The sequence below is a fragment of the Rathayibacter sp. AY2B3 genome, assembly GCF_002931755.1.
GTDB lineage: Bacteria > Actinomycetota > Actinomycetes > Actinomycetales > Microbacteriaceae > Rathayibacter.
In genome coordinates, this window is record NZ_PSUG01000023.1 from 43,581 (window position 1) to 57,780 (window position 14,200).

Sequence of the window (14,200 nt, forward strand, 5' to 3'; positions counted from 1 at the left end):
TCGTCCCGGACGGAGCCGCTCAGCTGACGAGCTGCTGGGCGAAGACGTGGGGGGTGAAGCCGGTGAGGTCGCCGATGCCCTCGCCCTGGCCGACGAGCTTGATCGGGATGCCGGTCTTCTCCTGCACGGCGAGGACGAAGCCGCCCTTCGCGGATCCGTCGAGCTTCGTGATGACGAGGCCGGTGACGCCGGCGTGCTCGATGAACGCCTCGGCCTGGCTCAGCCCGTTCTGACCGGTCGTCGCGTCGAGCACGAGCAGGATCTCGGAGATCGGCGCCTGCTTCTCGATGACGCGCTTGATCTTCGTGAGCTCGTCCATCAGTCCGCCCTTGGTGTGCAGGCGGCCGGCCGTGTCGATGATGACCATCTCGACGCCGGTGTCCTTCGCGAACTGCACGGTCTGGAAGGCGACGGACGCCGGATCCTGGCGCTCCTGCTGCGGGCGGACGATCTGAGCGTCGGCGCGCTGCGCCCAGGTGGCGAGCTGGTCGACCGCCGCGGCGCGGAAGGTGTCGGCCGCACCGACCACGACGCTCCGGCCGTAGTTGCGGAGGAACTTGGCGAACTTGCCGATGGTCGTGGTCTTGCCGACGCCGTTCACGCCGACCACGAGGATCACGGCGGGGCGCTCGCTGAGCTTGAGGGTCGTGTCGTACTTCGACAGGCGCTCCTCGAGGGACTCGCGGAGCATCCGCTGCAGGTCGCGCGGGTCGGTCGTGGAGTAGCGGGCGACCTTCGCGCGGAGGTCGTCGACGATCTCCTCGGTGATGTCGGGGCCGAAGTCGGCGGTGATCAGGGCCGTCTCGAGGTCGTCCCAGGTCTGGTCGTCGATCGTGCGCTTCTCGAACAGGCCGCGCAGTGCGCGACCGAGCGACCAGGAGGTGCGTTCTGCCATGGGTCCAGGCTACCGGCGGGCGCGGGCGGGTGCCGGCTGGACGGGCAGGTGCCGGCGGGCCGGAGCGGGCTGCGCACGTGCGATCTGCAGGACCGACGATCCCTCCGCCGCCGGTCTCGCGGAGGAGAGCGCTCTCCTTCTCGGAACCCCTGCAGATCGTCCCTGCACACCGCACGAGGTCCTGCAGACGGCACGAGGTCCTGCAGACCACACGAGCTCCTGCAGACAGCACGCGGGCCTGCAGACAGCACGCGGGCCTGCAGACAGCACGAGGTCCTGCAGACAGCACGCGGGCCTGCAGACAGCACGCGGGCCTGCAGACAGCACGCGGGCCTGCAGATCGCACGGCGCGCCGCCGCCTCAGGCCGGCGGAGCGGCCACGCGCTGGCCGACGACGGCCGAGACGCCGTCCTGGCGCATCGAGACGCCGTAGAGGGCGTCCGCGATCTCCATGGTCCGCTTCTGGTGGGTGATGACGATCAGCTGGCTCGACGTGCGCAGGTCCTCGAAGATGCTGAGCAGCCGGCCGAGGTTGGCGTCGTCGAGGGCGGCCTCCACCTCGTCCATGATGTAGAAGGGGCTCGGCCGCGACTTGAAGATGGCGACCATGAACGCCACGGCCGCGAGCGAGCGCTCCCCTCCGGAGAGCAGCGACAGCCGCTCGATCTTCTTGCCCGCCGGCCGCACCGCGACCTCGATGCCCGTGGTGAGCAGGTTCTCCGGGTCGGTCAGCCGGATGCTGCCCGTGCCGCCGGGGAAGAGGACGGGGAACACGTCCGCGAACGCCGCCTGCGTGTCGTCGAAGGCGGAGGCGAACACCGTCTGCATCGTGTCGTCGAGCTCCTCGATGATGGTGAGCAGATCGCGGCGGGTCCCGGTGAGGTCGGCCAGCTGCTCGGTCAGGAACGCGTGCCGCTGCTCCAGCGCGGCGAACTCCTCCAGCGCGAGTGGATTGACGCGGCCCAGCTGCCCGAGCTGCTTCTCGGCCTTCTCGAGGCGGCGGCGCTGCTCCTCGCGGACGTAGGGCCGCGGCTCCTGCTCCTCGTCCGTCTCGTCGGGGACGCCGACTCCGGGACCGTACTCCTCCACCAGCACGTCCTCGGCGAGCCCGAGCTCGGACGCGGCGCGCTCGAGCAGACCGGTGAGCTGCAGCCTCTTCTCGTAGATCTGCAGCTCGAGGCCGTGGACGCTCTCGGTGACGGACTGGAGCCGGTCGCGCACGCTCCCCTCCTCGCGACGGAGCCCCTGCAGCTCGGCGTTCTGCTGCGAGCGCGCCGCCTCGGCCGCGACGAGCTCGGCCCGGGCCTGCTGGACGGAGCGATCGACGGAGGCGAGGACGGCGGGGAGCGCGGCGGTCACCTCGGCCGCCGCGTCGCGCCGGCGGCGGCGGATGACGGCGCGGCGCGCGGCCTCGTCGGCGGCGGCGCGGTCGGCGGCCAGCTGGCGGGCCAGCGACTCCCCGCGGGACTGCTCCGCCCGCACCCGCTCCTTGGCGGTCTCGACTCCCAGGCGCGCCTCGATCTCGCGCTCGCGCGCGGTGTCGACGTCGCGCTGCAGAGCGTCCCGAGCGCTCGCGTCGAGCACCGGCCGGGGCCGGGCCCGGGCAGCGTCCAGGGCGGACCTCGCCTCCACGGCCGCGCGCTCGGCGTCGCCGACGCGCTCCGACGCGACCGCCAGCGCCCTGGAACCGCGGCCGTGCTCGGCGGTGGCCGCCTCGAGCTGGGCGCGCACACCTCCGAGCCGCTCAGTGTGCGCGGCGCGGGCGGCGTCGTGCTCGCGGAGGGCCGAGAGGGCGCTCGCGGCCTGCTCCTTGGCCCCGCGGAGCGCGCCGGTCTGCTCAGCGACCTCGAAGCGGAGCCGGTCGATCCCGCCCTCGACCTCCTCCAGCCGGCCCGCTGCCGAGTCGCGCTCGGAGACGAGCTCGATGCGGCTGCGCTGCCCGCCGGAGCCGGCGCTCTGCACGACGTCCGACACGACGGCGCCGTCGCGGGTCACCAGGAGCGTGCCGGGACCGGCTTCCGGGCGCAGCCGCCGCGCCGCGGCGAGGTCCTCCACCACGAGCACGCGCTCCAGGAGCGAGAGGACACCGGTCGGCGCCGTGACGAGGTCGACGGCGCGGACCGCTCCCTCGGGGACGGCGAGCTCGACCGGCGGGCGGGAGGCGTCGGCGACGAGCAGCTCGACGCGTCCGAGATCGCGCTCCAGAGCGGCGTCCAGAGCCGCGTCGGCCCGGTCGGCGGATTCGACCAGCACGGCGTCGGCGACCGCGCCGAGGGCGGCGGCGATCGCGGCCTCGGAGCCCGGTCGCACCTGGATCCGCTCGGCGACCCGCCCGCGCACCCCGTCGATCCGCGCGGCGATCAGCTCGGCCGAGCCGTCCGAGACGTCCAGGGCCAAGGAGAGCGCGCCGGTGCGGGCCGCCAGCGCCTCGCGCTCGCGCTCCAGGGCGTGCAGCTCCTCACGCAGCCGCTCGATCTCGCTCTCGGCGGCCGAGACCGCGGACTGGGCGTGCTCGTAGCCCTCGTCGAGGCTGCCGTCGGGACCCCGGCCCGCGTCGTCCAGCTCGGCCTCGAGAGCGTCGAGTGCCCGCCGCGCCGCCTCCTTCCGCCGGTCGGCCGAATCGAGGGTGTTCTGCGCGCGGAGGACCTCGCCCCGCACGGAGGCGAGACGGGAGGAGGCGGTGTCGGCCTGCCCGGAGAGGGTGGAGAGCTCGAGGTCGTAGCGCGAGACGAGGGCCGCCTGCGCGGCGATCTCCTCGTCGACCCTGTCGAGGGCTGCGCGGGCCTCCACGGTCCCGCGCTGCGCCTGCACCCAGGCGGCCTCCGAGTCGAGGACCGACTGCCGCAGGCGCTCCAGCTCGACCCGCGCCTCCTCCACCTGCGCCGGCGTGACGCGCGGCTGGATCTGCGGCTGCTCGGACTCCAGCTCGAGCATCGCGAGCCGCTGCCCGGCGAGCGCCGACAGGTTCCGCAGCCGCTCCTGCACCGACTCCAGCTCGAAGGAGGTGCGCCGCGCGTCGTCGACAGCGTCGCCGACCGCCTCCGCCTCGATCCTCGCGCGCCGCAGCGTCGCCTGCTCGAGCCGCTGCTGCAGAACGACCCGCTCGCTGTGCCGCTCGCTCTCGGAGCGCGCGAAGCCGTCCAGAGCGGTCCGGAGCGCGACGACGTCGTCGGCGAGGAGGCGCGCGCGGGCGTCGCGGACCACGGCCGCGATGGTCTGCGCCTGGCGGGCCACCGCGGCCTGCCGCCCGAGGGGCTTGAGCTGGCGCCGGATCTCGCCCGCGAGGTCGGACAGGCGGGTGAGGTTCGCCTGCATCGCCTCGAGCTTGCGGAGCGTCTTCTCCTTGCGGCGGCGGTGCTTGAGGATCCCGGCCGCCTCCTCGATGAAGCCGCGCCGCTCCTCTGGAGTCGCGTGCAGCACCGCGTCGAGCTGCCCCTGCCCCACGATGACGTGCATCTCGCGCCCGAGACCGGAGTCGCTCAGCAGCTCCTGCACGTCGAGCAGCCGGCAGCCGCGTCCGTTGATCGCGTACTCGCTGCCCCCGTTGCGGAACAGGGTCCGGGTGATCGTCACCTCGGTGTACTCGATCGGCAGGGCGCCGTCGGAGTTGTCGATGGTCAGTGCGACCTCGGCCCGGCCGAGGGGTCCACGGGTGGAGGTGCCCGCGAAGATGACGTCCTCCATCTTGCCGCCGCGGAGGGTCTTCGCTCCCTGCTCCCCCATCACCCAGGCGAGGGCGTCGACGACGTTGCTCTTGCCCGAGCCGTTGGGTCCGACGACGCAGGTGACCCCCGGCTCGAAGGCGAACGTGGTCGGCTGAGCGAAGGACTTGAACCCCTTGAGGGTCAGGCTCTTCAGGTACACCCGGCCGCCTCGCTCCCGTCCACAACGCCTCCACGGTAGCCGACGGCCGCCCCGGGACCGGGAGGCGGAGCCCGATCGGGCCGCGACGCCGGGCGGACGGAACGGGCCGGACGGGCCGCTCCCGGCGCTCGGGAGTGCACACTGGGGTGGTGAACCGCTCCTCCGACCCGACGCTGCGCGTCCGCGAGCTCGTGATCCCGGAGCGAGTGGAGGCGGCCGGCTGGGGCGACTTCCTCGCCTTCACCGCCATCGGTGACGCCGTCGAGGCGGAGGGGACCGGCACCGCGGATCTGGCGTTCCCCGCCGAGACGGGCCTCGGGGAGTGGCAGCAGCGCGAGCACTCCCCCCGCCGCGCCTTCCTCGCGGAGTCCGGCGGACGTCCGGTGGGCAGCGGCGAGCTGCACTGGAGCACCGCCCCGGACGACGAGGCGGCCTGGGTGTCGATCTCGGTCCTCACGGCGGAGCGCGGGCGGGGAGTCGGCACGACGCTGATGGAGCACCTGAGCAGCGAGGCGGCCGCGCTCGGCCGCCGGGTCCTGCAGACCTGGACGGCCCATCGGGCTGATGCGGCCGACCCGCGGATCGCCGCGCTCTCGGGAGCCGGGTCCGTCCCCTCCGGCGACCCCGGGTCGCGCCGGCTCGCGGCCCGCGGCTGGACCCTGGAGCAGGTGGAGCGGGTCAGCGTCGCCCGCCTCCCCCTCGACGGCGCGCGGACGGCCTCGCGACGGGCCGCCGCGGAGGAGCACTCCTCCGGCTACGAGCTGCTGCACTGGCGGGGCGCGACGCCCGGGGAGCGGATCGAGGACCTCCTGCTCCTGCGCACGCGGATGTCGGTCCAGGCCCCGTCCGCGGGTCTGTCGGTCCCGGAGGAGACGTGGACGCGGGCGAGGCTCGCCGCCCACGAGACCGGCGCCGCGGCCGGAGGACGCATCGAGCTGACCTCCGCTGCGCTCGAGCGCGCGAGCGGCCACCTGGTGGGCTACTGCACGGTCGACGTGATCCCCGGCCGCGCGGCCCTCTGGGGCGACACCCTCGTCCTGCCCGAGCACCGCGGCCACCGGCTGGGGATGCTGCTCAAGCTCGACGCCCTCGAGCAGCTCGCGCTCACCGCTCGGGACTGCCGCGCCGTCTACACCTGGAACGCCGAGGAGAACCGTCCGATGCTCGCCGTGAACGAGGCCGTCGGCTTCACCCCCGTCGCCCACGAGGGCCAGTGGAGGAAGGAGCTCGCATGACCCCGCTCGTCGAGCCGGGACCACCGCTGACCGCCGCCGAGCGCGAGCGGTTCGCGCGGCAGATCCGCCTGGGGCCGATCGGGGAGCTCGGGCAGCGACGCCTCCGGAACGCACGGGTGCTGATCCTCGGGGCGGGCGGCATCGGGTCGCCGGTGATCACGGCGCTCGCCGCCGCCGGAGTCGGTCGGCTCGGCATCGTGGACGGCGACGTCGTCGAGCTCTCGAACCTGGCGCGGCAGACGGCGCACGACGACTCCTCTGTGGGCCGGTCGAAGGCGGAGTCCGCCGCGGCGACCGCGCGGCGGCTGTCCCCGGGGATCGACGCCCGCGCGTTCCCCGTCTCGCTGACCTCGGCCAACGTCGACTCGCTCGTCGCCGGATGGGACGTCGTGGTGGACGGCTTCGACACCTTCGGCGCCCGCTACCTGGCCTCCGATGCGACGACCCGAGCCCGGGTCCCGCACGTCTGGGGGTCCGCGCTCGGCTTCGACGGCCAGCTGTCGACCTTCTGGGCCGCGGCTCCGGGCGGCGGAGTGACGCTGCGGGCGCTGCACCCCGAGGCCGAGGACGCGGGCGACAGCTGCGCGAGTGTCGGCGTGCTGGGCGCGCTCTGCGCGATGATCGGCTCGGCGATGGCGGCGGAGGTCGTGAAGCTCGTGACCGGGGCGGGCGAGCCGCTCTTCGGCCGCGTGCTGGTGCACGACGCCCTCGACGCCTCCTGGGCCGAGCTCCCCCTCGAGCGGCGGGTGCCCCCGGTGCCGGAGCGTCGGGCTGCGGCCGGGTCGATCACGGCGGCCCAGCTGCGCGAGCGGCTGGCCGGACCGACGCCCCCGACCGTCGTGGACCTCCGCGAGGACGACGAGGACCGCTCGGTGGCGGTGCCGGGAGCGGTGCGGATGCCGATGTCGCGCTTCGATCCCGCGGCGCTGCCGACGGGTCCGCTCGTGCTGCACTGCGCCTCCGGCATGCGGTCGCGGCTGGCGGCGGAGCGGGCGGCAGCGGCGGGCGTGGCGTCCGATTCGCTCGACGGCGGGATGGCGACATGGGCGCGCTGAGCGCCCTCTGACGCGCAACGGCCTCCGGGTCGTCGACGGGGCCGTGTGCTCCGTCGCGGTCGACCGGGATCGGCGATGTCCGGTGCTCGTCCCGACGAGGAATCGTGCTTCCTCGCGGGATCTCGTCGAGCGCCGTCGGATGCTGAGAGGTGGCGCCGTGGTCACGGCCGCCGTCCCGAGGAGAGCATCGATGTCGTCCCACACCCTCCGCTCCGCACGGCGCGCGGCCCTCCTCGATCCGTTCGACCCCGTCCCGAGGCGAGCGGGGCGGTGATGCCGCAGTCCTGGAGCGCCGCCGAGAGACGGCTCCGGCGCCTCGGCTGGATCCCGCGGCGGCCACTCCCCCACGGTGCCGTCGTCGACGCGATCACCTCGCCCCGGCTCAGCCTCAGCCGTGCGTGGCTGCAGAGCGGGGAGTTCGAGATCCTCCCCCACCCCGGCCGGCTCCGCGTGCTGTTCAGCGCCGACGGGATCGGTCGCGTGAGGATCGGGGACGTCGACCACCGGCTCCCGCCCGGCAGCGCCCTGATGACCCGCGCCTCGACCGTCCAGTACGCAGCGGCGGTGAGCCCTTGGGCCCGCTTCGAGTGGCAGCTGCGTCCGTCCGTGCTCCAGGGCAGCGGGTTCTCCTCGATCATGGACACGGTGCTGGATCTGCCCGAGCCCTACTGGCGGGCTCTCACGGGTGCTGCGAACACGGTCCTCAACTTCGACGTCGAGCCGTCCGACGCGGCCTTCGAGCACTTCGAGATCGCGAGCGAGCACCTCATCGCCTCGGCGTTCTCGGCGCTCCTGCCCGCTCTCGACCGCGAGGACCGTTCCGCGGCGGGCGTCCTCGCCGCGGGCACGCGACTGATCGAGCGCCACTACCGCGACCGCTCCTTCACGGTGGAGACGCTGGCGGAGACCCTCGGAGTGTCGGTCAGCCACCTGCACCGCGCGTTCTCCTCGGCCGGCACCACCCCGCGTCAGCAGATCGAGCGGTGGCGCGCCTTCGAGGCGCAGCGCCTCCTCGACGAGCTCGGCTCCCGGTCGGGGGCGGATTTGGACCGCGTCGCGCAGTCGGCCGGGTTCAGCTCGCGCGTCCACATGCAGCGGACCTTCCGACGGATCGACGACGCGGGATGACGCCGACGGCGACGGAAACTCCACGGGCGGGCATCGAACGTCGTCGCACCCCGTTCCTCGTCGATCAGAGGTCCGGTCTTGGGCAGGATCAGCGCGTCGGACACCCCTGACACCTCCGACAGAGACGGACACCCCATGACACACATCGACTCAGTGGACCCGAGCGCAGAGCACTCCGGCACCCCGGACTCCTGGACCGTTCCGACCTCGGGGCGACCGGCCCGCCGGACGATCGTGCAGGGCGCGGCATGGACCATCCCGGTGGTCGCCGCCTCCGTGGCCACGCCCGCCTTCGCCGCCTCGACCCCACTCGCGCTGGCCTTCGACGCCCCCGCCTACACCTTCACCGCGTGCACGACGCGCAGCGTGTCGGTCCTGGCGACGACCGGTGGCTCCCCGGCGGCGGGAGCCGCGGTCACGATCACGCTGCCCGGCGGCCTGACCAGTGGCGGCGCGCAGACCGTCTCGGCGACGACCGGCTCGGACGGACGGGTCAGCATCCCGGTCACGGCCGGCAACGTGGCCCAGAGCGGCCTCACCCTCACCGCCGTCTCCGGCGCCACGACCGCCGGCGCGACGGCGAGCACCACGGCGACCGAGGGGAGTGCCATCCGGTACGTCCTCAACAACGAGGGGGCGTCGACGACGTCCAACGGCAGCGTCCCCTCGGGAGCCTCGCCCGTCGGACCCCGGCTGTACCTGACGGCGTCCGGCGATCTCTACCACAGCTCGACGAAGCTCGCGAGCGGCGTCACCAGTGCCCAGGGCTTCCGGGACCAGCAGAACCGCGACGTCGCCGATTTCGTCGCCGACGGCGTCTTCTTCCGGTTCGTCTCAGGCGACGCCGCGCCGAGGGCCATCGGTACCGGTGTGCCGAGCGGATCGACGGTCCACGCGCCGGCTTTCTACGTCACGCCGGACGGCGAGCTCCGGCGCGCCGAGGGAACACTCCTCACCACGGGAGTGACGAGTGCGGACTCCTTCCGCGACGGAGGCAACCTGGACGTCATCGACGTGGTCGCCGGAACGGAGATCGTCCGCTACGTCTTCGCCACGAAGAACCAGGTCATCGCCACGGGCGTTCCTGCAGGATCGACCGTCCTGGCGCCCGGGTACCACCTGACGCCGGACGGACGCCTCTTCAACGGCGGCCTCCTGATCACCACCGGGGTGACCAGTGCCGACGCGTTCCGCGATCAGCAGAACCGCAACATCGCCGACGTGATCCAGAACGGCGCGCTCGTCCGGTACGGCGTGTTCGCGGACGTGACCGCGCCGCAGACGCGGATCGCGTCCGGCGTGCCCTCCGACGCGACCGCCTACGCGCCGGACTGCTACGTGACGAAGGACGGCCGCGCGTTCAACGGCGGGCAGCTGATCGCCACGGGAGTGGCGTCGGCGTTCAGCTTCCGCGATGTGCAGGGCCGCACGGTCTTCGACACGATGACCAACGCGATCTGCCCGTGATCCGGTCGGTCGGCCGCTGAGCCGAGCCGAGGCCGCGGGGCCGGCGACGCGCAGGTGGGACGCGTCGGATCGTCGCGGTCCCCCGCTCTCGAGACGCGCTCGCCGTCGGCGGTCGAGCCGTCCGCAGCTGCGCCGGGGCGCCTGGATCACTCCGGGAGTCCCGGCGCAGCCGCGACCGATCACCACGATCTCGGTCCGCCTCCAGAGGATGGCGACGACCGTACGAGCGCCGGTGTCGGCGGGTCAGCCGCCGGCGAACGGCGGCAGGACGTCGACCGCGGAGTCCGGGCGGAGCGGGGTCGCCCGGTCCGCCGTCGACACTCCGTCGACGAGGTACGTGCACCGCGCGAGCACGTCGGCGGCCGTGGGCGCGGAGGCGACGAGGCGCTCCTCGAGCGCGCCGAGATCGGGCACCTCGTCGAGCTCGTCGGAGGGGCGGCCGAGGGCGGCCTTCGCCGCGGCGAAGTAGCGGACCCGCACGCTCACCCGCCGATCGCGCTCATCGTGCGCTCGGGCTGGACGAAGCCCACGACGTTCATCTCGTGGCCCGCGGGCTTGGCCCACATGGCGCCGCGCCAGAGCTGGGCGACCTCGTGGTCGTCCGCCCCCGCTCGCATCGGGCCGAGCAGATCGGTCTCCTCGTTCGAGAAGAGGCAGCTCCGGACGCCGCCCTCGGCGGTGAGCCGGGTGCGGCGGCAGTCGCCGCAGAAGTTCTCGGTGACGGAGGCGATGATCCCCACCTGGCCGAGCACGACGGATCCTCCGGCCTCGCGCACGTCGAAGAGCTCGGCCGGCGCTCCGTCGCGCGGGGCCGCGTGGGGGCTGAGGGTGAAGCGCTCCGAGAGCAGGGCGCGGATGTCCGCCGCCGTGATCATGGTCTCCCGGTCCCAGCCGTGGTCGGCGTCGAGGGCCATCTGCTCGATGAAGCGGAGCTGGTGGCCGCCCGCGAGGGCCCAGGCGAGCAGCTCCGGAGCCTCGAGGTCGTTGATCCCGGGAAGGAGCACCGCGTTGATCTTCGTCTGATCCAGGCCCGCAGGGCCGAGCGCGTCGATGCCGGCGAGCACGCGGTCGAGGAACGGCCGCCGGGTGACCTTCGCGAACGTCTCCGCGCAGATCGAGTCCAGCGAGACGTTGACCCGGTTCAGGCCGGCCTCGGCGAGCGCCACCGCCCGACCCGAGAGCCCGATGGCGTTCGTCGTGAGCGAGATCTCGGGGCGCGGCTCGAGCGAGGCCACGTCGCGGATGATGTCGACGAGGTCCTTCCGCAGCAGCGGCTCCCCGCCGGTGAAGCGGATCTGGCGGACGCCGAACTGCTCCACGGCGATGCGCGCCAGGCGGAGGATCTCCTCCCGGCTGAGGAGGGAGGCGGGCGGCTGGAACGGCAGGCCCTCGGCCGGCATGCAGTAGGTGCAGCGCAGATTGCACTTGTCGGTCAGCGAGATCCGCAGGTCGTCCGCGACACGCCCGTAGCTGTCGAGGAGGAGCGGGGTGGCGGGGCGGTCGGCCGGAAGGACCGCGCTGCGCTGACGGGGCCGGAAGCCGGGGATCCCCAGTGCTGTGCTCATCCGCTCACACTACGCCGCGGAACCGGGCGCGACCCGGCAAGATGGACTCGGCCCCGCCGCCGGTCGGGCACCGCCGCTCGCGAGAGGACACGATGACCTCGATCGACCTGCACGCCGCCCGGGTGCGGGCGCTGCTCGCGCCACTGGCCACGCGGGGCGCCCGCGAGACGCTGAGCCTGGATCCGGTCGCCGTCGCCGCCGATCCGGGCGCGTACGACCGCCGGGTCCTCGCCCGCTCCGTCGACTCCCCGCTCGACCTGCCGCGCTTCGACAACTCGCAGATGGACGGGTTCGCGGTGCGGGCGGCCGACCTCGACGCGGCGGCCCCTGAGCATCCCGTCGCCCTGCCCGTCTCGGCGCCGATCCCCGCGGGCGACCGTGCGCCCCGGCACGAGCCCGGCACCGCGACCCCGATCATGACCGGCTCGCCGCTGCCGGAGGGGGCCGACGCCGTCGTCCCGGTCGAGCGCGTCGATCCTCCGCGCTTCCCCGCAGAGGGCAGCGTCGCCTTCGCGCACCCGGTGGTGCCGGCGACCTTCGTCCGCGCCCGGGGCAGCGACGCCCGTCGCGGCGAGCTCGCCCTCCCGGCCGGCACGGTCCTCCGCGCGGCCCACTACGGACTCCTCGCCTCCCTCGGGCTGACCGAGGCGGAGGTGCTGCCGCGCCTCCGGGTGCTCGTCGTGCCCACCGGGAACGAGATCCGACCGGCCGGCGCGGTGCTCGAGGAGGCGCAGATCCACGACGCCAACGGCGCCCTGCTGGCCGAGGCCGTCCGCGAAGCAGGTGCGCTGCCGACCGTCGCCGCTTGCACGAGCGACCGGGCCGAGGACCTCCTGGCGCTGCTCGAGGAGCACGCGGGCGCGGCCGACCTGGTGATCACGGTCGGCGGCGTCAGCGCGGGCGCCTACGAGGTCGTCCGCGACGCGCTGGGGCCGGCGGGCTCGGAGTTCGGCCACGTCGAGATGCAGCCGGGCGGCCCGCAGGGCCTCGGGCTCGTCCGCGTGGCCGAGGGCCTGCACCTGCCGATCGTCTCGCTGCCCGGGAACCCGGTGAGCGCCCTGGTCTCGTTCGAGGTCTTCCTCCGTCCCGAGCTGCGCTCTCTCGCGGGACGCGTGCCCGCCGAACGGCCGCGGCTCCGTGCGCGCCTGGGCACGGCCCTCGACTCGCCCGCTCACCTGCACCAGATCCGTCGTGGCGTCCTCGACGACGAGGGGCTCGTGCATCCGGTCGGCGGCCCGAGCTCGCACCTGCTGGCGTCCTACGCGCGGTCCACCGTGCTCATCCACGTCCCCGTCGGGACGGACCACGCAGCGACCGGCGACACGGTCGAGATCTGGAGGATCGATGACTGAGAGCGATCGGCTCACCCACGTGCGCGGCGACGGAGCCGTGCACATGGTCGACGTGAGCGCGAAGGAGGTGACGGCGCGCACCGCTGTCGCCGAGGGGTACGTCGTGACCTCGCCCGAGGTGGTGCGGCTGCTCGAGCAGGGCGAGCTGCCCAAGGGCGAAGCGCTCGGAGTCGCGCGGATCGCCGGGATCCTCGGCGCCAAAGCGACCTCGACGCTCATCCCGCTCTGCCACCCGCTGGCGCTGGACGGCGTCGACGTCGACCTCGAGCCGCAGGACGACCGCGTCCGGATCGAGGCGCGCGTGCGCACGACCGGTCGCACCGGGGTCGAGATGGAGGCGCTGACCGCGGTCAGCGTGGCCGCCCTCACGGTCTACGACATGATCAAGGCGGTCGATCGCGGTGCCGTGATCACCGGTGTCCGTGTGCTCGCGAAGGCGGGCGGGAGGAGCGGCTCGTGGACGAGCGAATGAGTCCCGTGACGCGGCGGGCGGTGGCGGTGGTCGCCTCCACCCGTGCCGCCTCCGGCGTGTACGAGGACCGGACGGGACCGGCGCTCGAGGCGTGGTTCGTGAGCCGCGGCTGGGAGTCGCGGGTGGTCGTCGTCGCGGACGGCGACGCGGTGGGCGAGGCGATCTCCGACGCCGTCGGCAGCGGAGTGGACCTGGTCGTCACCACCGGAGGGACGGGCGTCGCCCCGAGCGACGTCACCCCCGAGCAGACCGCGCCCCTGCTCGAGCGGCCTCTGCCCGGCCTGGCCGAGGCGGTGCGGGCCCGCGGCGCGGCCCACGTCCCCACCGCCGTGCTCAGCCGCGGACTCGCCGGCGTCACCGGCCGCACCGTGGTGGTCAACCTCCCCGGCTCGCCCGGCGGCGTCCGCGACGGGATCGACGTGCTCGACCCGGTGATCGGACACCTGCTCGACCAGCTCGGAGGCGGCGACCATGCCCGCTGATCCGGTCGCCCTCGCCCGCCTCGCGGCCGAGGCCATCACCGTCGACGAGTGCGAGCAGGCGGTCGACTCCCCGACGCACGGGGCCGTCGTGACCTTCGCGGGCGTCGTCCGCGACCACGACGAGGGCCGCGGCGTGCTCCGCCTGTCCTACGAGGCGCACCCGGACGCCCCCGCCGCACTCCTCGCCTCCGCCCGCCGCATCGCCGAGCGGTGGCCGGACGTCCGGATCGCCGCCGTGCACCGGGTCGGCGACCTCGTGGTCGGCGACCTCGCCCTCGCCTGCGCCGTGGCCTCGGCCCACCGAGCGGCGGCCTTCGAAGCCTGCGCGGCACTGGTCGACGACATCAAGGCGTCGGTGCCGATCTGGAAGGAGCAGTCCTTCGTCGACGGCAGCTCGGAGTGGGTCGCGAGCCTCGGCTGACGGTGCTGGTCTCCGAGCCCGCCCTTGTCGGGCTCGGCGCGGTCGGCCTCTCGAGGTGGTTGCGATTCGTGGAGCGGGGAGCGAACGCCTAGATCGATCCGCTGACACGCGGATCGACCGTTCGGCTCGGGGGTGCGAGCGGAGGGTGGCTGCTCGACAGCGGGAGCATCCAAGCGGTTCCGAAGCATGAGCGGCTGCGGGAACGGGCGTCGGATGGCGGATCCGCCGGGGGGACGAGGGATGGGGCCGCGGAAGGACGGGGTG

At 74.0% G+C, this 14,200-nt stretch carries 12 protein-coding genes; 8 read left to right on the forward strand and 4 right to left on the reverse strand.

The features are described 5' to 3' along the window. Nucleotides 1-19: 19 nt before the first annotated feature. Nucleotides 20-895 (reverse strand): signal recognition particle-docking protein FtsY, encoded by an 876-nt coding sequence (gene ftsY / locus C5C24_RS09455; protein ID WP_068253475.1) that lies wholly within the window; start codon nt 893-895, stop codon nt 20-22. Nucleotides 896-1,255: 360 nt separating this feature from the next. Beyond that, complete coding sequence (smc, locus tag C5C24_RS09460) at nt 1,256-4,759, reverse strand: chromosome segregation protein SMC (protein WP_104304809.1); 3,504 nt, start codon at nt 4,757-4,759, stop codon at nt 1,256-1,258. A 149-nt stretch (nt 4,760-4,908) separates the two neighbouring features. On the opposite strand from smc, the gene C5C24_RS09465 reads away from it, so the two are divergent. From C5C24_RS09465 to C5C24_RS09480, 4 genes are all read left to right on the forward strand, one after another. After that, the gene (locus tag C5C24_RS09465) at nt 4,909-5,994 is read left to right on the forward strand and encodes a GNAT family N-acetyltransferase (RefSeq protein WP_146082569.1); all 1,086 of its coding nucleotides are present in this window, start codon (nt 4,909-4,911) and stop codon (nt 5,992-5,994) included. After that, the gene (locus C5C24_RS09470) at nt 5,991-7,049 is read left to right on the forward strand and encodes a ThiF family adenylyltransferase (RefSeq protein ID WP_104304811.1); all 1,059 of its coding nucleotides are present in this window, start codon (nt 5,991-5,993) and stop codon (nt 7,047-7,049) included. Before C5C24_RS09465 ends, C5C24_RS09470 begins: the two co-directional genes overlap by 4 nt. Nucleotides 7,050-7,322: 273 nt before the next feature. Then, on the forward strand, nt 7,323-8,177 hold the full coding sequence (locus C5C24_RS09475; protein ID WP_181110194.1) for an AraC family transcriptional regulator: 855 nt from the start codon (nt 7,323-7,325) through the stop codon (nt 8,175-8,177). A 135-nt stretch (nt 8,178-8,312) separates the two neighbouring features. After that, complete coding sequence (locus tag C5C24_RS09480) at nt 8,313-9,644, forward strand: hypothetical protein (RefSeq protein WP_104304813.1); 1,332 nt, start codon at nt 8,313-8,315, stop codon at nt 9,642-9,644. A gap of 243 nt (nt 9,645-9,887) precedes the next feature. On the opposite strand, the gene C5C24_RS09485 is transcribed toward C5C24_RS09480, so the two are convergent. After that, nucleotides 9,888-10,130, reverse strand: coding sequence for a MoaD/ThiS family protein (locus C5C24_RS09485; RefSeq protein WP_104275975.1), 243 nt, complete (start codon nt 10,128-10,130; stop codon nt 9,888-9,890). Next, nucleotides 10,127-11,209, reverse strand: coding sequence for a GTP 3',8-cyclase MoaA (moaA, locus tag C5C24_RS09490; RefSeq protein ID WP_104275974.1), 1,083 nt, complete (start codon nt 11,207-11,209; stop codon nt 10,127-10,129). The genes C5C24_RS09485 and moaA overlap by 4 nt, the downstream gene beginning before the upstream one ends. A gap of 92 nt (nt 11,210-11,301) precedes the next feature. Here moaA and glp point away from each other — a divergent pair, with 92 nt between their 5' ends. The 4 genes from glp to C5C24_RS09510 are packed head-to-tail and all read left to right on the forward strand — an operon-like array spanning nt 11,302 to nt 13,936. Continuing rightward, nucleotides 11,302-12,561, forward strand: coding sequence for a gephyrin-like molybdotransferase Glp (glp, locus tag C5C24_RS09495; RefSeq protein WP_104304817.1), 1,260 nt, complete (start codon nt 11,302-11,304; stop codon nt 12,559-12,561). Next, nucleotides 12,554-13,033, forward strand: coding sequence for a cyclic pyranopterin monophosphate synthase MoaC (gene moaC, locus C5C24_RS09500; RefSeq protein WP_104304814.1), 480 nt, complete (start codon nt 12,554-12,556; stop codon nt 13,031-13,033). The genes glp and moaC overlap by 8 nt, the downstream gene beginning before the upstream one ends. Then, complete coding sequence (locus C5C24_RS09505) at nt 13,030-13,515, forward strand: molybdenum cofactor biosynthesis protein B (RefSeq protein ID WP_104304815.1); 486 nt, start codon at nt 13,030-13,032, stop codon at nt 13,513-13,515. The genes moaC and C5C24_RS09505 overlap by 4 nt, the downstream gene beginning before the upstream one ends. Then, nucleotides 13,505-13,936: a molybdenum cofactor biosynthesis protein MoaE gene (locus C5C24_RS09510; RefSeq protein ID WP_104275971.1), complete on the forward strand. Its 432-nt coding sequence runs from the start codon at nt 13,505-13,507 to the stop codon at nt 13,934-13,936. Before C5C24_RS09505 ends, C5C24_RS09510 begins: the two co-directional genes overlap by 11 nt. The last annotated feature ends 264 nt before the right edge of the window (nt 13,937-14,200 follow it).